At 63.9% G+C, this 19,057-nt stretch carries 23 protein-coding genes; 11 read left to right on the top strand and 12 right to left on the bottom strand.

What is annotated here, in order from left to right; genetic code table 11:
• The first annotated feature begins 7 nt into the window (after window positions 1–7).
• A complete protein-coding gene (locus tag NKI47_RS04495) occupies window positions 8–838 on the top strand; it encodes an AraC family transcriptional regulator (RefSeq protein WP_352568877.1) in 831 nt (276 codons plus the stop codon).
• 70 nt (window positions 839–908) lie between these two features.
• A complete protein-coding gene (locus tag NKI47_RS04490) occupies window positions 909–1,340 on the top strand; it encodes a cupin domain-containing protein (RefSeq protein ID WP_352587818.1) in 432 nt (143 codons plus the stop codon).
• A gap of 37 nt (window positions 1,341–1,377) precedes the next feature.
• Here the strand turns inward: NKI47_RS04490 and NKI47_RS04485 are convergent, their stop codons facing one another.
• From NKI47_RS04485 to NKI47_RS04470, 4 genes are read right to left on the bottom strand one after another with little or no spacing between them, the layout of a single operon-like run.
• Window positions 1,378–1,929 carry a nuclear transport factor 2 family protein gene (locus tag NKI47_RS04485; protein WP_352568879.1) on the bottom strand — a complete coding sequence of 184 codons (552 nt, stop codon included), beginning with the start codon at window positions 1,927–1,929 and terminating at the stop codon, window positions 1,378–1,380.
• Window positions 1,926–2,909: an alpha/beta hydrolase gene (locus NKI47_RS04480; protein WP_352587815.1), complete on the bottom strand. Its 984-nt coding sequence runs from the start codon at window positions 2,907–2,909 to the stop codon at window positions 1,926–1,928. The genes NKI47_RS04485 and NKI47_RS04480 overlap by 4 nt, the downstream gene beginning before the upstream one ends.
• Before the next feature lie 59 nt (window positions 2,910–2,968).
• The gene (locus NKI47_RS04475) at window positions 2,969–3,100 is read right to left on the bottom strand and encodes a hypothetical protein (RefSeq protein WP_352587812.1); all 132 of its coding nucleotides are present in this window, start codon (window positions 3,098–3,100) and stop codon (window positions 2,969–2,971) included.
• Window positions 3,100–3,468, bottom strand: a complete 369-nt coding sequence (locus tag NKI47_RS04470; protein ID WP_352587809.1) for a nuclear transport factor 2 family protein — start codon at window positions 3,466–3,468, stop codon at window positions 3,100–3,102. The genes NKI47_RS04475 and NKI47_RS04470 overlap by 1 nt, the downstream gene beginning before the upstream one ends.
• 128 nt (window positions 3,469–3,596) lie before the next feature.
• Here NKI47_RS04470 and NKI47_RS04465 point away from each other — a divergent pair, with 128 nt between their 5' ends.
• Window positions 3,597–4,505 carry a LysR family transcriptional regulator gene (locus tag NKI47_RS04465; RefSeq protein ID WP_352587806.1) on the top strand — a complete coding sequence of 303 codons (909 nt, stop codon included), beginning with the start codon at window positions 3,597–3,599 and terminating at the stop codon, window positions 4,503–4,505.
• A gap of 27 nt (window positions 4,506–4,532) precedes the next feature.
• On the opposite strand, the gene NKI47_RS04460 is transcribed toward NKI47_RS04465, so the two are convergent.
• Together NKI47_RS04460 and NKI47_RS04455 are read right to left on the bottom strand one after the other, a co-directional pair.
• Window positions 4,533–4,988, bottom strand: coding sequence for a carboxymuconolactone decarboxylase family protein (locus NKI47_RS04460; RefSeq protein ID WP_023676416.1), 456 nt, complete (start codon window positions 4,986–4,988; stop codon window positions 4,533–4,535).
• A gap of 119 nt (window positions 4,989–5,107) precedes the next feature.
• On the bottom strand, window positions 5,108–5,551 hold the full coding sequence (locus NKI47_RS04455) for an SRPBCC family protein (protein ID WP_023676417.1): 444 nt from the start codon (window positions 5,549–5,551) through the stop codon (window positions 5,108–5,110).
• Between the two features lie 225 nt (window positions 5,552–5,776).
• Between NKI47_RS04455 and NKI47_RS04450 the strand changes: the two genes are divergently transcribed.
• A complete protein-coding gene (locus NKI47_RS04450; RefSeq protein ID WP_023676418.1) occupies window positions 5,777–6,541 on the top strand; it encodes a copper homeostasis protein CutC in 765 nt (254 codons plus the stop codon).
• Between the two features lie 32 nt (window positions 6,542–6,573).
• Window positions 6,574–7,062, top strand: a complete 489-nt coding sequence (locus NKI47_RS04445; protein ID WP_023676419.1) for a GNAT family N-acetyltransferase — start codon at window positions 6,574–6,576, stop codon at window positions 7,060–7,062.
• A gap of 19 nt (window positions 7,063–7,081) precedes the next feature.
• On the opposite strand, the gene NKI47_RS04440 is transcribed toward NKI47_RS04445, so the two are convergent.
• A complete protein-coding gene (locus NKI47_RS04440) occupies window positions 7,082–8,104 on the bottom strand; it encodes an acyltransferase family protein (RefSeq protein WP_023676420.1) in 1,023 nt (340 codons plus the stop codon).
• Between the two features lie 372 nt (window positions 8,105–8,476).
• Here NKI47_RS04440 and NKI47_RS04435 point away from each other — a divergent pair, with 372 nt between their 5' ends.
• Genes NKI47_RS04435 through NKI47_RS04425 form a run of 3 tightly spaced genes read left to right on the top strand, consistent with a single transcriptional unit; the run spans window position 8,477 to window position 10,909 of the window.
• Complete coding sequence (locus tag NKI47_RS04435) at window positions 8,477–9,187, top strand: fumarylacetoacetate hydrolase family protein (RefSeq protein WP_023676421.1); 711 nt, start codon at window positions 8,477–8,479, stop codon at window positions 9,185–9,187.
• A complete protein-coding gene (gene maiA / locus NKI47_RS04430; protein WP_023676422.1) occupies window positions 9,184–9,834 on the top strand; it encodes a maleylacetoacetate isomerase in 651 nt (216 codons plus the stop codon). The genes NKI47_RS04435 and maiA overlap by 4 nt, the downstream gene beginning before the upstream one ends.
• Window positions 9,835–9,868: 34 nt before the next feature.
• The gene (locus NKI47_RS04425) at window positions 9,869–10,909 is read left to right on the top strand and encodes a zinc-dependent alcohol dehydrogenase family protein (protein WP_023676423.1); all 1,041 of its coding nucleotides are present in this window, start codon (window positions 9,869–9,871) and stop codon (window positions 10,907–10,909) included.
• Between the two features lie 19 nt (window positions 10,910–10,928).
• Here NKI47_RS04425 and NKI47_RS04420 read toward each other — a convergent pair whose 3' ends face one another.
• Window positions 10,929–11,822: a LysR family transcriptional regulator gene (locus NKI47_RS04420; RefSeq protein WP_023676424.1), complete on the bottom strand. Its 894-nt coding sequence runs from the start codon at window positions 11,820–11,822 to the stop codon at window positions 10,929–10,931.
• Window positions 11,823–11,961: 139 nt separating this feature from the next.
• On the opposite strand from NKI47_RS04420, the gene NKI47_RS04415 reads away from it, so the two are divergent.
• On the top strand, window positions 11,962–13,410 hold the full coding sequence (locus NKI47_RS04415; RefSeq protein WP_023676425.1) for an MFS transporter: 1,449 nt from the start codon (window positions 11,962–11,964) through the stop codon (window positions 13,408–13,410).
• Between the two features lie 42 nt (window positions 13,411–13,452).
• On the opposite strand, the gene NKI47_RS04410 is transcribed toward NKI47_RS04415, so the two are convergent.
• Window positions 13,453–14,346: a DMT family transporter gene (locus tag NKI47_RS04410; protein WP_352587803.1), complete on the bottom strand. Its 894-nt coding sequence runs from the start codon at window positions 14,344–14,346 to the stop codon at window positions 13,453–13,455.
• 104 nt (window positions 14,347–14,450) lie between these two features.
• Here NKI47_RS04410 and NKI47_RS04405 point away from each other — a divergent pair, with 104 nt between their 5' ends.
• Window positions 14,451–15,854, top strand: a complete 1,404-nt coding sequence (locus tag NKI47_RS04405) for an aminotransferase-like domain-containing protein (RefSeq protein ID WP_352517638.1) — start codon at window positions 14,451–14,453, stop codon at window positions 15,852–15,854.
• A gap of 39 nt (window positions 15,855–15,893) precedes the next feature.
• Here the strand turns inward: NKI47_RS04405 and NKI47_RS04400 are convergent, their stop codons facing one another.
• The 3 genes from NKI47_RS04400 to NKI47_RS04390 form a co-directional block, all read right to left on the bottom strand.
• The gene (locus tag NKI47_RS04400; protein WP_023676428.1) at window positions 15,894–16,391 is read right to left on the bottom strand and encodes a MaoC family dehydratase; all 498 of its coding nucleotides are present in this window, start codon (window positions 16,389–16,391) and stop codon (window positions 15,894–15,896) included.
• 138 nt (window positions 16,392–16,529) lie between these two features.
• The gene (locus NKI47_RS04395; RefSeq protein WP_023676429.1) at window positions 16,530–16,958 is read right to left on the bottom strand and encodes a phasin family protein; all 429 of its coding nucleotides are present in this window, start codon (window positions 16,956–16,958) and stop codon (window positions 16,530–16,532) included.
• Between the two features lie 83 nt (window positions 16,959–17,041).
• Complete coding sequence (locus NKI47_RS04390; protein WP_352454554.1) at window positions 17,042–18,346, bottom strand: DUF445 domain-containing protein; 1,305 nt, start codon at window positions 18,344–18,346, stop codon at window positions 17,042–17,044.
• 191 nt (window positions 18,347–18,537) lie between these two features.
• Here NKI47_RS04390 and rirA point away from each other — a divergent pair, with 191 nt between their 5' ends.
• The gene (gene rirA, locus NKI47_RS04385; RefSeq protein ID WP_023676431.1) at window positions 18,538–18,999 is read left to right on the top strand and encodes an iron-responsive transcriptional regulator RirA; all 462 of its coding nucleotides are present in this window, start codon (window positions 18,538–18,540) and stop codon (window positions 18,997–18,999) included.
• Window positions 19,000–19,057 lie beyond the last annotated feature (58 nt).

Raw genomic sequence — 19,057 nt, 5'->3', positions numbered from 1 at the left:
ATTGACCATGGCAAGGACAAACGAAGCGGCAGAGACCGGGAAATACTGGCGCCATCCGTGCTTCCCCGACCTTGGCCTGTTCGAGGCGCGCTTCACCCGGCACCGCTACGACCTGCACACGCATCCGACCTATGTGATCGCCCTGATCACCTCTGGCTGCGAGCGCATTCGCATCGGCCGCAAAAGCGTTCTCGCTCCGGCAGGCACCATTGCCGTCGTCAATCCCGAGGAGTGGCATGACGGCGAACGCGGGGCGGATGAAGGCTGGGCCTACCGGACGTTTTATCCTTCGGTGCCGCTGATGACCGCGCTTGCCCGCGAACTCGGCCGCGACGGCGCTCCGGTGTTTTCGCGCGCGACGATCGAAGACAGCAGTCTCGCCGCAGCATTGACGGCAGCACACCAGGGCTCGACATCCCCGGACACAATGACGGCCGAGACGTCCCTGCTCGTGGCGCTGCGACGGCTGATCGTTCGGCATGGCGACTCGAGCGGACAGGCCGAAGAGATCGAAAGCTCCGGATCGCAGCGAAGATTTTCCCTCTACCGCGATCTTGTCGAAAGCGAGCTTGGCTCGCAGCTCGACCTCAAGCGGCTTGCCGGCGCGGCTGGCGTGACCCGGTTCCAGGTCATCCGCGACTTCAACAAGGTAATTAGCCTGACGCCGGCGGCCTATATCCGCGACCGGCGATTGCGCCGGGCGAGCGCGCTGATCGAACAGGGATTTGGCCTCGCCGACGCCGCTATCGCGGCGGATTTCGCCGACCAGAGCCATCTTTCCCGTACCTTCCGGACTATGCATGGCATGACCCCAGGCATGTTCAGAAGAGCGGGATAAGGCGCTCTTGAACAGACAAGCTTGCGCGCCAATGCTTGCTGCGCAATGCTGACGCAGCTCGGGGGGAATCATGCGAAAAATCTTGGGATCGACGCTGCTGCTCGCGGCGGTTCTGCTTGCAAATAACGCCCAGGCGCTGGATGCCAGCGGGACGCCGGTTGTCGTGACCCCGCTTGCCTCCCGCACCGAAACTGCATCCGGCCAGCCGATCACGCTGCCGCAGAAGAACGTCAAGGTCCTGGTCTCGGCCTATCAGATCGCGCCGGGCGCCACCTTGCCGGTCCACAAGCATCCGTTTCCGCGCTATGCCTATGTTGAGGCTGGCACGCTTCAGGTCACCAATGTCGAGACCGGCAAGAGCAACACCTATCAAACAGGTGATTTCATCATCGAGATGATCGGGCAGTGGCATCAGGCGACCAATATCGGCGCCGATCCGGTCAAGCTGCTGGTCATTGACCAGGTCGAAGAGGGCACCAAGAACACGGTGTTGCGCCAGTAACTGCGGTCGTCGGGCACTCCAGCAAGGAACACCGGATTCACTCCGCAGCTTTCACCCGGTCGGCGGCGGCGGCCAGCACCGCGCGATCCCCCTCTTCGTATAAGCGGCGGATGGAGATTGCCTTGACGCGCCAGCCTTCAGGCGTCCGCACCATCCGATGGAGATAGCTGCCGCCAACCGTCCAGAACCGGGAACCGATCCAATGGGTTGCGCGGACATGGCTGCGTGCAACCGCACCGTTGTCCGCGCCTTCGACAATGATGTTGGTGATGAGGTGCTGGGTGGCGTCGAAGCCCGGCAGCAGCCCTTGCCATTGGGCGATCAGCGCGTCGCGGCCGCTGGTCGTGACCTCGCCGCCGAAGAGGCTGGTATAGTCGGTCGTGACACGGGCCGCGAAATAGGATCTGACCCGGTTCCATTCACGCAGGTCGGCATAGAGGCCGATCCCGGCCACTGCCTCGGTGATTGCGATCCTGTCTTTGACCGTCAGCGCATCTCCCGGCGCGCTCGAGGCGGGCGCCGAGACGGCGGAAATCATCGCAGCGGAAATCGCCGAGACCAGGACATGCCGGCGCGTGACGAGGCTCATTGTCCCGCCTCCCCCGCACTGCCGAGCGTCGCGCGGAAGTGCGCGGCGGCGGCATCGCTCGCCGCCTTCACCGGCGCGGCACGATCGTAGAAATCGAATTGGGTGACATTGTCGAGCCACAGCTCCCGCTTGGAACTGGTCAGCCGCGTGTAGAATTTGTGCGCCCCCTTCGGAATGGCAGCCGCCTCGCTGTGCACCATCAAAAAAGGCTGGTGCAGGCGCGGAGCAGCCTGGATGGCGTCGAACGTCAGCCAGCCGCGCCAGAACGCCGGATCGGCCTCGTTGCGCCACGCCGGGATCATGCCGCGATCGGGTTCGGTGTAGTAAGGCACCTTGAACATGATCGCGCGCTCGTCGGTCAGGCTCGCGGCCGGCAAGAACGCTTGCTTGCCGGTGCGGCGATACTCAGCCTCGGCCGCATCGCCCACGGCCTCAAGCCTGAAGACGCCATTCCGGCCGCCATAGGCCTGCTCGACCACTTCGGCATCCTGCAACCAGGGCGCAACGAGGGCGACCGATTTGATCGCGGCGTTTTCGGCGGCGGCGGTGACCATGTAGCCGGAGCTGGCGCAAATGCCGAGCCCGCCGATGCGGTCCTGATCGGCTTCGGGCCGGCTCGCGAGATAGGCAACCGCCGCTTCGATGTCGGCGATCTTGGCGTAAGGATCCTCGTACTGGCGTCGCACGCCGCCGCTTTCGCCCCAGCCGCGAAAATCGAAGGTCAAGGCGACGAAGCCGCGATCGGCCATCTCGCGGGCGTAGCGGGCCGGCATCTGTTCCTTCACCGTCATCCAGGCGCCGGTCACGACCAGCGCCGGCCGAGGTTTCGCCGCGTCCAGATCCTCCGGGAGATAGAGCTCGCCGATGATCTGCTCACCGTACGAGGCAAAAGCGACGCGCTCGACGCGCGGTGCGGCGAAGGCATTGGAGGCGGCGAGCGCGGCGGTGGTTGCTACGGCAAGTGTCAGGGTTTTAAGCATCGCAAGTCTCCTTTGGCTTGGAATGAGAAGCGCGGCGCGTTGCGAGAAAGACCGCCGTCTCAGCGCTCGCCAGCCAGTCGGCTGGGCAGTGGCTTCAGCGGGTAATGCGCCCAGTAGAAAGCGTCCGACTGGTACATGTCGGTCAAAAAATTCTGTGCCTCGGCGATCTTGCCGTCCGTGATGCGGAACATCAGCGCGTAGAACTGGTCGATCTCGGGACCTCGCCGACATTCCAGCCGCGATGGACGTCGACCACGAGGTCGCCTTGCGCCTGGAAGAAGATCGGCTCGGCCTTGAACTTGCCATCGGCCAGGCCGCGGAAGAAGGCGACCACCTCGTCCGGCCCGCGCTTGTCGCCGGCGAGCGGATGATGACCGGGAATGCGCCACACGATGTCGGGCGCGAGGAAGGGCCGCACGGCCTCGGGATTGCCGGTCGCGTAAGCTGCGTAGTAGTCTTTGATGAGCTGGATATTGCGGTCTTCCAGTGGCCCGCTGTGCGCCGGGGCGGCAGACACCGCCAGAAGAGTGCCGGCGGCGAGTAAAGCAAGCCTGGTCATCGGTCCTGTCTCCTTGCCCGTTCGAGCCGTTCCCAACACCGAGGCCCGTTCGTCGGACCCAACATGACGCCTTTCGTTCGCCGGAAAAACCAGTAGAGTTCGATAGGGCTATTTGGAAAATCCTTACAATGCGCCTCGACCAATTCAGCGGCATCGTCGCCTTCGTCAAGGTTGCGGAGGCCAAAAGCTTCACCCGCGCCGGCGCCGAGCTCGGCGTCGCTCCGGCCTCGTTGAGCGAGGCGGTCAAGGGGCTCGAGGAGCGCCTGGGGGTGCGGCTGCTCAACCGGACGACCCGCAGCGTTGGCTTGACCGAAGCTGGCGCCCAATACCTCGACCATGTGCGTCCGGCAGCCGAAGATATCTGGGCGGCTGGTGCGGCTCTGCGCGACAGCCGCGATCGTCCCGCCGGCACGCTGCGGCTCAGCCTGCCGTGGATCGCCGCTCCGCTGCTGATCGAGCCGCTGATGCGGCCGTTCATGGATGCTTATCCCGAAGTGCGGCTTAGTCTGATTTTCGACGACAGCTTCGTCGATATCGCCGCCGATGGCTTCGACGCCGGCCTGCGCATCGGCGAACTTCTCGAGAAAGACATGATCGGCGCGCGTCTGGGCGGGCCACTGCAGATGGTCGCGGTGGGTAGCCCCGATTATCTGGCGCGCAACGGCACACCGAAGCGGCCGGCCGACCTCGCCGCCCATCGCTGCATCGCATTCGCCCTGACCCGCACGCGCGCGATTTCGCCCTGGGAGTTCATTGTGGAGGGACGCGAAGTCGCATTCACGCCGGACGCATGCCTGGTCGTGAACACGCTTCCGCTGTGCATTACCGCCGCCGCGCAAGGGCTTGGCCTCGCCTTCGCGGTCGAGGGCCTCGCCGCGCCGCTTCTCGCCTCAGGCGCGCTGGTCAAGGTGCTGGAGCCTTTCTGTCCCCCTTACGAGCCGCTCCACCTCTATTATCCCAGCCGCCGCCTCGTGCCACCGAAGCTGCGGGCCTTCATCGACTTCGTCCGCGCGAATTCGCACAAGCTGCGGATCTGATGTGGCTTTTCGAGAATCCGGCCCCGTTCAGCCCCAGGCGCCGACCATCTGCCTGGTGGTTGCGTTGAGCCGGTTGAATGCGTTGATCAGGGCAATCTGGACGACCAGGGCGGCAAGCGCCTTTTCGTCATAGTGCCGGGCGGCCTCGTCCCAGACTGCATCCGGCACCGGATCCGGCCGGTCGGCCAACCGGGTTGCCGCCTCGGTCAGTGCCAGCGCGGCGCGTTCGGCGTCGGTGAAGTAGGGTGTCTCCCGCCATGCGGACACGGCAAAGATGCGTTCGTCCTTTTCGCCGGCCTTCTTCAATTCGCGCGCATGCATATCGACGCAGAGGCTGCATCCGTTGATCTGGCTGGCGCGCAAATGGACGAGCTTGCGCGTCACATAGGACAGGTCAGCCGTTTCCGTAGACTTGTCCAGCGCGAGCAGCGCCTGCAAGGCGCCGGGAATGAGCACCACCGGGTTTTTCAATCGTGCTTGCATAGTGGTCTCCTTCGGGCGTGTTTTTTCAAGCCCGGACGACGAACATCCGGGGTCTCGATATGTCTTGGTTCTGTCAGTTCGCCGGCCGCCGCGTTGCGGCAAGGCGAGCGCCGGGATCTTCAGCTTTGCGAGGCAGTCACCCGCTCAAGCCGCTCGAGAATGCGCGGCCAACCGCTTCCCATGCCGATGTAGCCGCGCTCGTCCTCGGACCGGAACCCGGAATGCTCCATGCGCACCCGCGTCGCTGTACCTTCGGGCGTCAACGACCATGTCACCACGGTCTTCAGACCGCTGTCGGATTCGGTGCCGTCGCCCCAGCTGTAGGCTAGCAGGCGTGGCGGCTCGATCTTCAGCACCTCGCAGTTCGTCACGCCGGACCAGCCAGGCACCGGCGTCGCGCGAAAGGTAAAGCGATGGCCTTGCTCAGGCGCAAAGTCGTTCTCCATCAGCCATTCGGCAACTAGATGCGGCACGGTCAGTGCGCGCCATATCTTTTCAGCCGCATGCGGGATCAGACGCTCGACGACAATGGATTTGGTTTCGATTGTGGTTGCTTCAGTCATGACTTCGGACCCGTTGTTTGCGGTTTGGCTGGGCTATCAACAACGCGCTCTCCATGAGAACCAATAACCCACCAGCTATGAGTTACGTATAACGCTTAAGTTATGAATGTGTCAAGCGGCGGAATGGCAGGCGCGCCCGCAAGCACATTGAGCCAACACTTCCGGCTTTCATCGCACCATGCCCGATGCTACCGCTGGCCAGCTGAAATCATCGACGGATCGCCCATGACCGAGACCGAACGCCCTCGCCTCCCGTTGATCGAGATCTGCGTCGAAGGCATAGACGGCCTGCTGGCCGCGCAAGCCGCAGGCGCCGACCGTGTCGAGCTCTGTGCCAGCCTGATCGAGGGCGGCATCACGCCGAGCTTCGGCACGGTGCGCGCCGCGCTCGAGCTGGCGACGATCCCGTTCCACGTCATCGTGCGGCCGCGCGGCGGCGATTTTCTGTATGGCGAAGCCGAATATCGTTCGATGCTCGCCGATGTCGGCGCGCTTGCCGAGCTCGGCGTCGCCGGTGTCGTCGTCGGTTGCCTCGCTGCCGACGGCACTATCGACGAACAGCGCATGAGCGAATTGGTTAAGGCGGCGGGACGCTTGAACGTCACCTGCCACCGCGCCTTCGACATGACCCGCGACCCGACCGAGGCGCTGGAAGCGCTGATCCGCTGCAAGGTCGGCCGCGTGCTGACCAGCGGCCAGCGCGACACGGCACTGGAAGGCGCGGACCTGCTCGCCGAGCTTGTCAGGCAGGCCGGCGACCGCATCATCATCCTCGGCTGCGGCGGGCTTGATCCCGAGAACATCAGCAAGGTGCGGAGGAAAACCGGGTTGAGCGAAATGCACTTCGCCGCGCTCAAGGACGTGCCGAGTGCCATGCGCTACCGCAACCCGAAAGTCGGCATGGGCGGCACCGACCTCGACCGCGAATACCGCAACACCGTGACCGACGAGGCGCTGGTGGCGGCGACCATCGCCGCTGCCCGGACATGATCCTGGAAGATCGAAGAAAAAACATGATCGAAATGCGTTTGCCGATCGAACGGGTTTCGCCGCAGGATGAGCCCGCCATCCTCGCGCTCAACAACGAGCACGCTGCGGAATTATCATGGCTCGAACCTGAGCGCCTGTCCTTCCTGCTCGGCGAAGCGTTTTACACGCGCCGCATCGGTGCACTCGAAGCCTTCATCATGACCTTCGACCAGGACGCGAGCTACGACAGCCCCAACTTCCTGTGGTTTCGCGAGCGCTATCCGCGGTTCGTCTACGTCGACCGCGTCGTGGTCGGCGCCAAAGCGCGCGGCCGCGGCCATGCCCGCCGGCTGTATGAGGATCTGTTCGAGCAGGCGTCACGCGCGGGCCAGGCGATCGTCACCTGCGAAGTCAATGCCGAGCCACCCAATCCGGCTTCGGACGCCTTCCATGCCGCACTCGGCTTTGCGGAAGTGGGCGACGCGGTAATCCACGGCGGCAGGAAAGCCGTGCGGTATTATGCAAGACGGATCGCCGGCTGAACGGCGGGCGCCGTTCGCCCTACCAATTGCGGTTCAGCCAGGAGCGGGCCGGCTTTTCGATGATGTAGTAGCCGCACAGCGCGCAAGCGAACGCCGCCGCAAGCATCAACCACGGCGAACTGCCTTTTATGTCGACGATTTGATAAAAGGGCTGCTGCCAAAGATAGAGCGAATACGACCACAGCCCCAGCATCGTCATCGGCAGGGACGATAGAAACCCGGTCAGATACCGGCTGCTGAAGTCGAGCAAATTGACGGCGAGTGCCAACAGCGGCACCGCGACCAGATAGTGGATCGGGGTTGGCACGGCAGCCATGAAAAGGAGCACAGCCACTACTGAGGCCGCCGGGGCGACATGCGGCCCCTTGAGCAGCGCCGGCAGCCTGTCGTCGGCCTTGAGCAGGCATATCACCGCCGACAGCAGGATCGAGGCGATGTGCACGTCGGTGCGCCAATAGGTGCCCTCGTAGCCTATTGCGAGCACCCAGTAGGAGATGGCGCCGTTTGCCATGGCCAGCACCGACAATGCACCGAGCAACATGATGACCCGGGACCGCCCCGAGACGACGACGCTGATCAGCGCCAGGATGATATAGGCGTGCTCTTCGACGCAGAGCGACCAGATATGGTCGAGCGCGCCGGCGCGGGTGACGAGAATTCCGGCATAGTTGTAGGTGAACGTCAGCGCCGTCAGCGCCGCCTTCCATTTGAAGGCGATGAATGTGCCGGACAAGGCAACCATCGCGGCGACGACGAAGATGAGTAGTGCCGGGTAGATGCGGGAGAACCGGCGCTTGAAGAATTTCTTCAGCGGATAGTATTCGACAAACAGGATCTCGGCCATCAGCCGGCCGCTGAGCACGAAGAAGAATTCGACGCCCAGGACGCCGAGATTGATGCCGGGAACGGGGAAGAAATGGCCGATCAGCACCAGCGCGATCGACAGGCCGCGCCAGCCGTCGAGATAGGCAAGCCTGGTTCTTGCCGAGCTGTCGGCCACAGGCCTGGATACGACAAGACGCGTCGCGGAAATGTCCGTCATGCCGGTCCCTTCATTGAACCTGCGAAAGGCGGGCTGGAGGCCGCATTCCTCCAGCTATATTGCAGCGCACCAGAACTTTGTGCAAGTGCGAGATAACGACACGCCCGAAGCACAGGACGGACCGAAAGGGGCTGTCACGTCCGTTCCCCGAAACCAACGGTCGACAGTCTCAGGCGTTGGCGGCAGGCGCTTCGCGCCGTGGCCGGCTTATTCCCAAATGGTACATTGCCATCTGGCCGGCAGAGCAAAATGTACCGGCGATTTCCGCGGCACCGTGCGGCAGGCCTAGCCTTTGCGCGATGCAATGCCTTGCCCGACCGGCCAAATCGGTCGAATGTGCCGGCGACATATCCACTGAAACAGAGACAGTGCATGACCGGCTTCGTCCTTCCCTTGCCCGCAACCCCGTCGGTGGCCGTGGCCGGCTCGCCGGAGCGTTTTGCGGTGCGCCGGATCTTCTGCGTTGGCCGCAACTACGCAGCCCATGCCCGCGAGCTCGGCAATGACGAGCGCGACCCTCCCTTCTTCTTCACCAAACCAGGCGACGCAGTGGTCGACTCGGTGGTCGGTTCGGGCACCACGATCCCCTACCCGCCACTGACCCAAAACCTGCATCACGAAATCGAGCTGGTCGTCGCGATCGGCAGAGCCGGCTTTCGCATCCCGCGCGAGCGCGCGCTGGACCATGTCTGGGGCTACGGCGTCGGCGTCGACCTGACTCGCCGCGACCTTCAGGACGAGGCGAAAAAGGCGGCAAGGCCGTGGGACTGGTCGAAAGCCTTCGACCGTTCAGCGCCCTGCGGCCCGCTGGTCCCGGCGCAAAAATCCGGTCATCCCGAAAAGGGCTGCATCTGGCTCGCGGTCGACGGCGAGATCAGGCAGGACGGCGACCTTGCCGAACTGATCTGGCCGGTTCCCGACATCGTCTCGATTTGCAGCGAGGCGCTAGAGCTTAAGCCCGGCGACCTGATCTTCACCGGAACACCGGCTGGCGTCGGCGCCGTCGGGCCGGGCGAAAAGATCACCGGTGGCGTCGACGGCATCGGCGAAATCGAACTGACCATCGGCCAACCGATCCGATGAGCGACATCGTCCTCCATAACTACTACCGCTCCTCGACCTCTTACCGGGTGCGGATCGCGCTGGAGATGAAGGGCCTGTCCTACGACTACGTGCCGCATCATTTGCGCCACGGCGAGCATCTCGAACCCGCCTACCTCGCGGTCAATCCGCAAGGGCTGGTGCCGGCACTGGTCCTGGACGACGGCACGCTGCTGACGCAATCGCTGGCGATCATCGAATATTTCGACGAGACCACGCCTGAGCCGCCGCTGCTGCCCAAGGATGCGCCTGGCCGCGCCCGCGTCAGGATGCTGGCGCAGATGATCGCCTGCGACATCCATCCGGTGAACAATCTGCGCGTGCTGACCTCGCTGCGCACACTGTTCGGCGCCGGCGACCAGGATGTCGTCAACTGGTTCCGGCACTGGGTCAACGAAGGCTTCCAGCCGCTTGAAAAGATTCTGGCTTCCTCGCCCGAGACCAAGACATTCTGCCATGGCGACACGCCGGGGCTGGCCGACATCTGCCTGGTCGCACAGGTCACCAGCAATGCCCGCTTCGGCGTCGACATGACGCCCTACCCGACGATCTCGCGCATCAATGCCGCCTGCATGGCGCTGCCGGCGTTCCAGAAGGCCGCGCCTGAGAACCAGATCGATGCCGAATAGACCGCAAATTGCATGAAGTGATGAGGAACTGCCGATGAAAGCCGTCGTCTTCGAAAAGTTCGGCGAAACGCCAACGATCCAGACCGTTCCCGATCCGGAGCCGGCACCGGAAGGCGTCGTCATCAAGGTGGAGGCGACCGGCCTCTGCCGCAGCGACTGGCATGGCTGGATGGGCCACGACGACGGCATCCGCCTGCCGCATGTGCCGGGCCACGAACTGGCCGGCGTCGTGGTCTCCGCAGGCAACCAGGTGACCCGCTGGAAGGGCGGCGAGCGCGTCACCGTGCCGTTTGCCGTCGGCTGCGGCCGCTGCTTCGAATGCACCTCGGGCAATCACCAGGTGTGCGAGCACCAATTCCAGCCCGGCTTCACTGCCTGGGGTTCGTTCGCCGAATATGTCGCCATCGACCATGCCGACACCAATCTCGTGCGCTTGCCCGATGAGATGGAATTCGCCACCGCCGCCAGCCTCGGCTGCAGGTTCGTCACCTCGTTCCGCGCCATCGTCGACCAGGGCCGGGTGACGCCCGGCGAATGGGTGGCGGTGCACGGCTGCGGCGGCGTCGGCCTGTCGGCGATCATGATCGCCAGCGCCATGGGCGCCAATGTCGTCGCCATCGACCTCACCGACGAGAAGCTGGACTTTGCCAAAAAGATCGGCGCGGTGGCGACGATCAACGCGGCAAAGACGCCGAACGTGGTCAAGGCGGTCAAGCAGATCACCAATGGCGGCGCGCACATGTCGATGGACGCGCTCGGCCACCCCAGTACCTCGTTCAACTCGATCGCAAACCTGCGCCGCCGCGGCCGCCACGTGCAGGTCGGCCTGATGCTCGGCGACCATGCCAGGCCGCAGATACCGATGGACAAGGTGATCGCATTCGAGCTCGAAATCCGCGGCAGCCACGGCATGCAGGCCTTCCGCTACCAGGCGATGATGGAGATGATCCGCACCGGCAAGCTGAAACCCGAACTGCTGGTCGGCAAGAAGATCAGCCTCGAAGAGGCGCCGGCCGCATTGATGGCGATGGGCGGCTTCGAAGGCATAGGCATCGGCGTGGTGACCAGATTCTAGATCACGCCCTGAGTCTGGATCAGCGAAACGACGCGCAGACCTCCCGCACGCAGGCTCGCAGCCAGCGTTGTGCCGGATCGGCATCGAGTCGCGGATGCCACAGCATCGAAATGGTGACCTCCTCGATATCGACCGGCAACGGGAAGCTGTACATGCCCGTGCGCGCGCCCAGCGTGTGCCGTTCGGGGACGCTGGCGATCAGATCGGAGGCGCGCGCCATGGCGAGCGTGGCCGAGAAGCTGGAAACCATGCACACGATCGTCCGCTGGAGACCGAGCAGTTTCAAGGCCTCGTCGATCGGGCCCTTTTCGCGGCCACGCCGCGAAACGCTGATGTGGCGGCCGGCCGCATAGCGTTCCGGCGTCATTGGGCCCTCGCCCAGCCTGTGACCCGTTCGCACCGCACCGATGAAGCGGTCGCGAAACAGCGCCTGAATGCGCATTTCGGGGCTCGTTTCACTGGCAACCCCGATTTCGAGATCAACCGCCGCGTCACGCAACGACATGTCGTTCTTGTCGGATTTCGGCGCAAAACGCAGCCGCACGCCAGGTGCATCCGCTTCGACACGGGTCAGAAGACGCGGTGCGAACTCCTCGACGAAACTTTCGTTGGCGCGCAGCGTGAAGACCTTGTCGAGAGCAGAGAGGTCGAGGAGCTTGGCCGGGCGCAGCAGCGCTTCCGCATCCTGAACGACTCGGCCTACCTGTTGCTGCAATTCGAGCGCGCGCGGCGTCGCAACCAGGCCACGGCCGGCCCGGACCAACAATGGGTCGCCTGTCGCCTGGCGCAACCGCGCCAACGTCCGGCTCATCGCCGAGGGACTGAGGCGCAGCCGCCCGGCCGCGCGCGCCACACTGCCCTCGGTCAGCAGCACATCGAGGGCGACAAGCAGATTGAGATCTGGCGACGACATGGAAGGACCGTAGCACAGCTCGGCCGCGATGTGGCGTTTCATGCACGAATAAGATGCAAATACTGCGCCTTCCGCCACATCATGCGAGGGAATAGCGTCCGACAGCTCCGATTGGGGGCTGCCGGCAAAGGAGTTCACCTTGGCATCGACCGCTGAAAAGACCTGGGACGAAGTTGCCCCGGTGAGCGCACGCTCGACCCGATGGGCATTGGCAAGCCTGTCGCTTTCAACGCTGCTGTCGTCGCTCGCCACCAGCATCGCCAGCGTCGGGCTGCCATCGCTGATGCAGGCGTTCGACGCATCGTTCCAGCTCGTGCAATGGGTCGTCCTGGCCTATCTGCTCGCCATCACCACCTTGATCGTAAGCGCCGGGCGGCTCGCCGATATATTCGGCCGCCGCCCGCTATTGCTCGGCGGAATTGCCCTGTTCACCTTCGCATCGGTGCTTTGCGGGCTCGCGCCGACGCTCTGGCTGCTGATCGCCGCACGGGCGGCACAGGGGCTCGGCGCGGCCATTATGATGGCTCTGACGCTGGCCTTTGTCGCCGACGCGGTTCCCCGGGATAAAACCGGCAGCGTCATGGGCCTGCTCGGCGCCATGTCGGCGATCGGCACCACGCTTGGCCCCTCGCTTGGCGGACTGTTGATTGCCGGCCTCGGCTGGCGCGCGATCTTCCTCATCAATCTGCCGTTGGGGGTGCTGGCCTTTGCGCTTGCCTGGCGCTTCCTGTCGGCCGGAAAAAAGACGCCAGGTCGGCGCGGTTTCGACGGGATCGGCACGGCTTTGCTCGCGCTGACGCTAGCCGCCTATGCGCTCGCCATGACCCTTGGGCGTGGCAGTTTTGGTTCTCTCAATGTCGGCTTGCTGATTGCCGCAACCGTGGCTGGCCTGCTGTTTGTCATTGCGCAGACAAGGGTCCAGAACCCTTTGATCCAACCTGCGAGGTTCCGCGACCAGGCGTTGAACGCAAGCCTCGCCATGAACCTGATCGTCGCCACGGTGATGATGGCGACGCTGGTGGTCGCACCATTCTATCTGTCGCGCGCGCTCGGGCTGGACGCAGCCATGGTCGGGCTGGTTCTGTCGACCGGCCCTCTGGTTACCGCATTGGCGGCGCTGCCGGCCGGACGCCTGGTCGATCGTTTCGGGGCGAACCGGATCATGATCGTCGGCCTGTTCGATCTCGCTATTGGCACCTTTGCTCTGTCGCGGGCGGAATTCGGTATTGCCGGCTATGTCGTGCCGATCATCATCGTCTGCACCGGCTACAGCCTGTTTCAGACCTCCAACAATTCGGCCGTGATGACGGGCGTCGCATCCGACCAGCGCGGCGTCGTCTCCGGCCTGCTCAATCTGTCGCGCAATCTCGGCCTGATCACCGGTGCGTCCGTGATGGGCGCAGTGTTTGCCTTCGCATCGGCTGGGGAAGGCACTGGCTTGGCAGTGTTGGCACCTGCGGCAGCGGCACGAGGGATGCAGGTCACCTTCCAGGTGGCGACGGGCCTGGTGCTGATGGCGCTGATCCTTGCGGTATTTTCAGCCCGCGCCACTGCCGGGCGAACTGATATCGTTGCCAAGCATCCTTGAGGATTCCACCCGGTTCGCATGCAACTCCGGCAGCCGGCGCACCTATCTCGCATATCTCTTGGCACCGACGACGCAAAGCACGACGGCGGCGGTGACGGCGATCATGGCGGGACTGACCTGCTCATGCAGCAGCGCTGCCGCCAGCCCCAGGCCGAAGAAGGGCTGCAGCAGTTGCAACTGCCCGACCGCGGCGATGCCGCCTTGCGCCAGGCCGCGATACCAGAACACGAAACCGATCAGCATGCTGAACAGCGAGACATAGGCCAGACCAATCCATGCGCCCCTGCCGGCACTTTCGAGCGACGGCGGCATGGTGATGAACGTCAGCGCCAGCATGAGGGGCAGCGACAGCACCAGCGCCCACGAAATCACCTGCCAACCGCCGAGTTTGCGCGACAGCGCCGCTCCTTCGGCATAGCCCAATCCGCACACGATGATGGCGGCCAGCATCAAGATGTCGCCGAGCGGCGAGACCGACAGGCCTTGCGTGACTGCGAAACCGGCGACAAGGGCGCTGCCGAGGCACGAGAACAGCCAGAACGCCGGCTTCGGGCGATCGCCGCCTCGAACCACACCGAAGATCGCGGTCGCCAACGGCAACAGGCCGACGAAAATGATGGAGTGAGCCGACGTGATGTGCTTGAGCGCCAGCGCCGTCAGCAGGGGAAAACCGACCACGACGCCAAGCGCCACGATCGCCAGCGGGAACAGATCTCGCCGCTCCGGGCGCTTCTGACGAAAAACGAGCAGCAGCGCCAGGCCGAGGATGCCCGCCGAAGCCGCACGGGCGACCGTTACGAACACCGGATCGAAATCCATCACCGCCACGCGCGTCGCCGGAAGCGAACCGCTGAAGATCAGCACGCCTATGAACCCGTTGACCCAGCCACTCGCCGCCCAACTACTCGCCGCCCAACTACTCGCCGCCTTGTCCATCGATGCCCCGCTGATTTCGCCCTCTATCGGGCCGGGCGTCTGGCTCCGCCAGAGACAATCAGGTACAGTTTGACAAAACCGTCATGGTAGGGCGAGCAGTACGGATGGATGAGCAGACGACAACTGATGAAGGCAGCCGGACGCTTGTCGAAAGCGTCATGGTGACGATCAGGCACAGGATCGCCGCGCGCAGCCTGACGCCGGGAACGCGGCTGCCTTCGATCCGGGCGTTTGCGAAGGCCATGCAGGTTTCCAAATCCACCGTGGTCGAAGCCTATGAGCGTCTTGCGGCGGAAGGCATGATCCGCTCGCGGCCGGGCTCGGGTTTCTATGCCGCCGGACCGTTGGCTCCGTTGTCGCTGGCCGAGATCGGCCCCAGGCTTGACCGTGCCGTCGACCCGCTCTGGGTCTCGCGCCAATCGCTGGAAGCCGGCGACGGCGTCCTGAAACCGGGTTGCGGCTGGCTGCCGGCAACATGGATGCCCGAGGCTGGATTGCGCCGGGCACTGCGGACGACGGCCCGCGCCGACGACGCCGCGCTGACCGACTACGGCACGCCGCTCGGCTTGCCGGCGCTACGCCATCTGCTGGCGCGGCGCATGGCCGAGCACGGCATCGAAGCCTCCCCGGACCAGATCATGCTGACGGAATCGGGCACTCAGGCGATCGACCTGCTGTGCCGGTTCCTGCTCGAACCGGGTGACACGGTGTTGGTCGACGATCCCTGCTATTTCAACTTCCATGCCCTGTTGCGCGCCCATCGGGCCAAGGTGATCAGCGTCCCCTACACGCGCTCGGGGCCGGACATCGAACTGTTCGCGCAGGCGCTGAACGAGCACCGGCCGCGCCTCTACATCACCAATTCGGCGCTCCATAATCCGACCGGCGCGATATTGTCCCCGGTCGTTGCCCATCGGGTGCTGAAGCTCGCCGACCAGTCGGGGCTGACGATCATCGAGGACGATATCTTCGCCGATTTCGAACACACGTCCGCGCCCAGGCTGGCGGCCTTCGACGGCCTCAGTAGGGTCATCCATATCGGAAGCTTTTCCAAGACGCTGTCGGCATCGGTGCGCTGCGGCTTCATCGCCGCTCCTCGCGACTGGATGGAAGGATTGACCGATCTCAAGATCGCCACGTCCTTTGGCAGCGGGCGACTTGCATCCGAACTGGTGCTGACGCTGCTGAAGGACGGCCTCTATCGCAAGCACGTCGATCTGCTGCGCGCGCGGCTCTCGCGCGCCATGGAAGAAACCGGCACCCGGCTCAGGGCAATCAGCATCGTGCCGTGGATAGATCAGCCGGCCGGCATGTTTTTATGGTGCAGGCTGCCGGAGGGAATAGATGCCGCGGACGTCGCCCGTCACGCTTTGTCGGCCAACGTCGTGCTTGCGCCCGGCAATGCGTTCAGCCTGTCCCGGTCGGCCAGCCGTTTCATGCGCTTCAACGTCGCGCAGTCCGGAGATGACCGGATTTTCAGGGCGCTTGAACAGGCGATGTCGCGTTGATTCGCGCTGCCGGAACCCTGCTGGCCTGAGGCTGTGCTCTCAGGCCCCTGCCCGCTTGCGGCGTGCATAAAGCATGACGAGCGTCTCGGCGGTCAGCGCCGGCCTCTGCTCGCCTTCGATCTCGACCGTATTGGCGGCCTTCATTAGATATTGCCCCGGACCTTTGTCTTCCATCGACAACAGCGTGGTGCGCAGCCTGATACGCGAGCCGACCCTGACCGGCGCCACGAAGCGCACTTTGTCGAAACCGTAGTTGAACGCGGCCTGCGTGTTTTCGGGTACGATCCCCATCTCGAGCGCCAGCGCGCCGATGATCGACAGGGTCAGATAGCCATGCGCGATCGTGGTGCGGAACGGGCTTTGCCGCTTCGCCCGCTCGGGATCGACATGGATCCATTGATGATCGCCCGTGCATTCGGCAAACTGGTCGATGCGGTGCTGATCGACCAGCGTCCAGTCCGAAACGCCCAACTCCTGCCCGGCCATCGCCCTGAGTTGCTCGAAGGTCGGCGGCGTCCTCGGCCGTATCTGCGTCATTCCTGCTTTCCCGATCGCTTGCCTGTTCCGGACCACGACGGGCCGCCCCTGTCAATTCGCCAATGCGATTCCAGCGCATAATCTTCGGCCCGCGAACCGCCAGTCTTCGCCGCCGGCAAGTGTGCTGCCGGGGAACAGCTACCTCTTGTCGTGGCCGGCGCGGATCTCCTCCATCGCCTCCTTGATGCGGCTGCGCAGGATTTCGATCGATTCGGTGCCGGACGCCCTCGCCAGTTCGGCCATCTCGCCGGCATTCTTCAGCGCGGTCTCGAAGGATTTCCTGGCGAACGCCGCCTGCTTCTGCATCATTTCCTGCGGATTGCCGGGCGCTCTGTAGCTTTGTGCCATGTCGGTGATTTCGCGCAGCGTGTCCTGCAGCATCTCGCGTTGCCTTGACAACAGCGCCGAGGCTCCAGCGGCGCTCGCCCGTGCCGACTTCTCCAGCGCTTCCAGGTTCTTGGCGTGGTGGGCGAGGATCGCCTCGACGTCGACATTCGGCAGCTTCAGGTCGCGGCCGAACTTGCCGAACATGTCGATGAAGGACTCGGACTCCGGTCGTTTTGCCATGCTGGTTCTCTCCCCTTGTTGCCGTGAACGCCGCCACTGCACGGAAGATAGTGCAGCGAAGCTCAGCGGTCCATTCGGACGAGTCAGCCGACAAGAAACAGCCGTTCGGCAGTGTAGAGCACGAGCCCGGCAAGGCCACCGATGATCATGCCGTTGAAGCGGATATATTGCAGGTCCTTGCCGATGTTCATTTCGATAAGCCTTGTCAGTTGCGCGAGGTCCCAGCGCTTGACCTGGTCGGCGATGAACTTCGACACGCCGCTCTTCTGGCTTTCGACGAAGGACGCCAGCGCCACGATGAACCCCTGGTTCATGTCGGCCCTGATCTGCGCGTCGTCGGCAAGATGGCGGCCGACCTCGACGAACATGGTGGCGAGATGGTCGCGGATCATCGAATTCGGCGCCTTGGCGTCCTGTTCGATGAACAGCCGCAGGCTGTCCCACATATCGCCGGCCAGCGCGCTGAGCTCTGGCCGGGCAAGGAAATCGCGCTTCAGCTTTTCAGCGCGCCTGGCATATTGTTTGGATGTCCTCAACCGCTCGACGAAGGTTTCGACGAAAAGGTCGAATTCGGCTCGCATCGGATGGTGCGGATCGGCCCGCACCTCATCGAGCAGCGAGCCGGCCGACGCAATGATCTTCTTCAACAGATAGGCGTCGGCGCGAAACAGGTTGAACAGCGACGGCAGTTCCTCGCGGATCTTCTCGCGCATCGTCGCCAGCGCCTGCTCGTCGCTCAGGAAGCGGCCGACCACCTTGGTGAACTCGTCGAATAATTTCTGGTGGCGGCGATCGTCAGTCAGCGCCGACAGCAGCTCGGCGGCGAGCGGCGCCAGCGGCACCTTTTCGATCTGCTCCAGCATACGGCTGGTGACGAAGCCGCGCAGTCCGGATTGCTCGACCGCCGCCAGCGTCTGCGGCACCAGCCGGCCGACGAAGCGCGACAAATCGGCGGCGCGGTTCGGGTCGGCCAGCCAGTCCGCGACCAGCGCGGAAAAGTCGACCTCGGCGAGCTTTTCGCGCACCGGTTCCGGCGCCAGGAAATTCACCTCGATGAAGCGGCCGAGATTGTCGGCGATGCGATTCTGGTTTTCCGGGATGATGGCCGTATGCGGGATCGGCAGGCCAAGCGGCCGCCGAAACAGCGCCACCACCGCATACCAGTCCGCCAGGCCGCCGATCGTCGCCGCCTCGGCGAAAGCGGCGACGAAGCCCAACCACGCATGCCGGCTCTCGAGCGATTTCGCCACCGCAAAGACCAGCACGCAAAACGCAAGCGCTGCGGCGGCAACGAACTTGGTGCGCCTGAGCGCCGAAAGCTTGGCGTCGGCATCGGCGTCGAACCGGACGGACGCGACGGATGCAAATGCCGGGGCTGGTCGTGACATGATGGGCCGCTCCTGATCGTGTATGCGAACTTATCTAGTGTCGCCTGCCCCAGAAAGCGCGCCGCCGGTTCCGGTGCGCGCAATCGTGCACGCAAACTTGACGCCGGAATTCATCTATTATGCAGCGCCAGTCTGGAATTGTTCCAAACTATAGGCCATATTGACGCCAACCACTGTTATGTGAGGACACAATGCGGCTTACCCGTCAGACCAACTACGCCATGCGCATTCTGATGTATTGCGCCGCCAACACCGAGCGGTTGAGCCGCATCCCCGAGATCGCCGCCGCCTATTCGGTATCGGAACTTTTCCTGTTCAAGATCCTGCAGCCGCTGGTCGAAAACGGCCTGATCGAAACGGTGCGCGGCAGGAATGGCGGCGTCAGGCTCGGCCGCGCGGCCGAATCAATCAGCCTGTTCGATGTCGTGCGGGTAACGGAGGAAAGCTTTGCCATGGCCGAGTGCTTCGAGAACGACGCCGCCGAATGTCCGCTGGTCGATAGCTGCGCGCTGAATTCGGCATTGCGCGAAGCGCTCAACGCCTTCTTCGCCGTGCTGTCGCGCTACACGATCGCCGATCTGGTGGCGGCGCGCCCGAATGTGCGGCACCTGCTCGGCATCGACATGCTGGTGCAAAGGGCGCCGGCCGCCTGATTTCTGGTCGCATCTCAGTTGGTGAGGTCTGTTGAGATTCAGGTCAGGCCGAGCCGAA

The sequence above is a fragment of the Mesorhizobium sp. M0633 genome (assembly GCF_040320645.1).
GTDB lineage: Bacteria > Pseudomonadota > Alphaproteobacteria > Rhizobiales > Rhizobiaceae > Mesorhizobium.
This window is presented reverse-complemented; position numbering and strand designations above follow the sequence as displayed.

Coding starts and splice junctions, on each gene's coding strand:
- NKI47_RS04495 (WP_352568877.1), top strand. CDS start 8: ATGGCAAGGACAAACGAAGCGGCAGAGACCGGGAAATACTGGCGCCAT.
- NKI47_RS04435 (WP_023676421.1), top strand. CDS start 8,477: ATGACCGGCTTCGTCCTTCCCTTGCCCGCAACCCCGTCGGTGGCCGTG.
- NKI47_RS04445 (WP_023676419.1), top strand. CDS start 6,574: ATGCGTTTGCCGATCGAACGGGTTTCGCCGCAGGATGAGCCCGCCATC.
- NKI47_RS04450 (WP_023676418.1), top strand. CDS start 5,777: ATGACCGAGACCGAACGCCCTCGCCTCCCGTTGATCGAGATCTGCGTC.
- NKI47_RS04460 (WP_023676416.1), bottom strand. CDS start 4,988: ATGCAAGCACGATTGAAAAACCCGGTGGTGCTCATTCCCGGCGCCTTG.
- NKI47_RS04420 (WP_023676424.1), bottom strand. CDS start 11,822: ATGTCGTCGCCAGATCTCAATCTGCTTGTCGCCCTCGATGTGCTGCTG.
- NKI47_RS04390 (WP_352454554.1), bottom strand. CDS start 18,346: ATGTCACGACCAGCCCCGGCATTTGCATCCGTCGCGTCCGTCCGGTTC.
- NKI47_RS04475 (WP_352587812.1), bottom strand. CDS start 3,100: ATGTTCCGCATCACGGACGGCAAGATCGCCGAGGCACAGAATTTTTTG.
- NKI47_RS04395 (WP_023676429.1), bottom strand. CDS start 16,958: ATGGCAAAACGACCGGAGTCCGAGTCCTTCATCGACATGTTCGGCAAG.
- NKI47_RS04410 (WP_352587803.1), bottom strand. CDS start 14,346: ATGGACAAGGCGGCGAGTAGTTGGGCGGCGAGTAGTTGGGCGGCGAGT.
- NKI47_RS04455 (WP_023676417.1), bottom strand. CDS start 5,551: ATGACTGAAGCAACCACAATCGAAACCAAATCCATTGTCGTCGAGCGT.
- NKI47_RS04465 (WP_352587806.1), top strand. CDS start 3,597: ATGCGCCTCGACCAATTCAGCGGCATCGTCGCCTTCGTCAAGGTTGCG.
- maiA (WP_023676422.1), top strand. CDS start 9,184: ATGAGCGACATCGTCCTCCATAACTACTACCGCTCCTCGACCTCTTAC.
- NKI47_RS04425 (WP_023676423.1), top strand. CDS start 9,869: ATGAAAGCCGTCGTCTTCGAAAAGTTCGGCGAAACGCCAACGATCCAG.
- NKI47_RS04470 (WP_352587809.1), bottom strand. CDS start 3,468: ATGACCAGGCTTGCTTTACTCGCCGCCGGCACTCTTCTGGCGGTGTCT.
- NKI47_RS04485 (WP_352568879.1), bottom strand. CDS start 1,929: ATGAGCCTCGTCACGCGCCGGCATGTCCTGGTCTCGGCGATTTCCGCT.
- NKI47_RS04400 (WP_023676428.1), bottom strand. CDS start 16,391: ATGACGCAGATACGGCCGAGGACGCCGCCGACCTTCGAGCAACTCAGG.
- NKI47_RS04440 (WP_023676420.1), bottom strand. CDS start 8,104: ATGACGGACATTTCCGCGACGCGTCTTGTCGTATCCAGGCCTGTGGCC.
- rirA (WP_023676431.1), top strand. CDS start 18,538: ATGCGGCTTACCCGTCAGACCAACTACGCCATGCGCATTCTGATGTAT.
- NKI47_RS04490 (WP_352587818.1), top strand. CDS start 909: ATGCGAAAAATCTTGGGATCGACGCTGCTGCTCGCGGCGGTTCTGCTT.
- NKI47_RS04480 (WP_352587815.1), bottom strand. CDS start 2,909: ATGCTTAAAACCCTGACACTTGCCGTAGCAACCACCGCCGCGCTCGCC.
- NKI47_RS04405 (WP_352517638.1), top strand. CDS start 14,451: ATGGATGAGCAGACGACAACTGATGAAGGCAGCCGGACGCTTGTCGAA.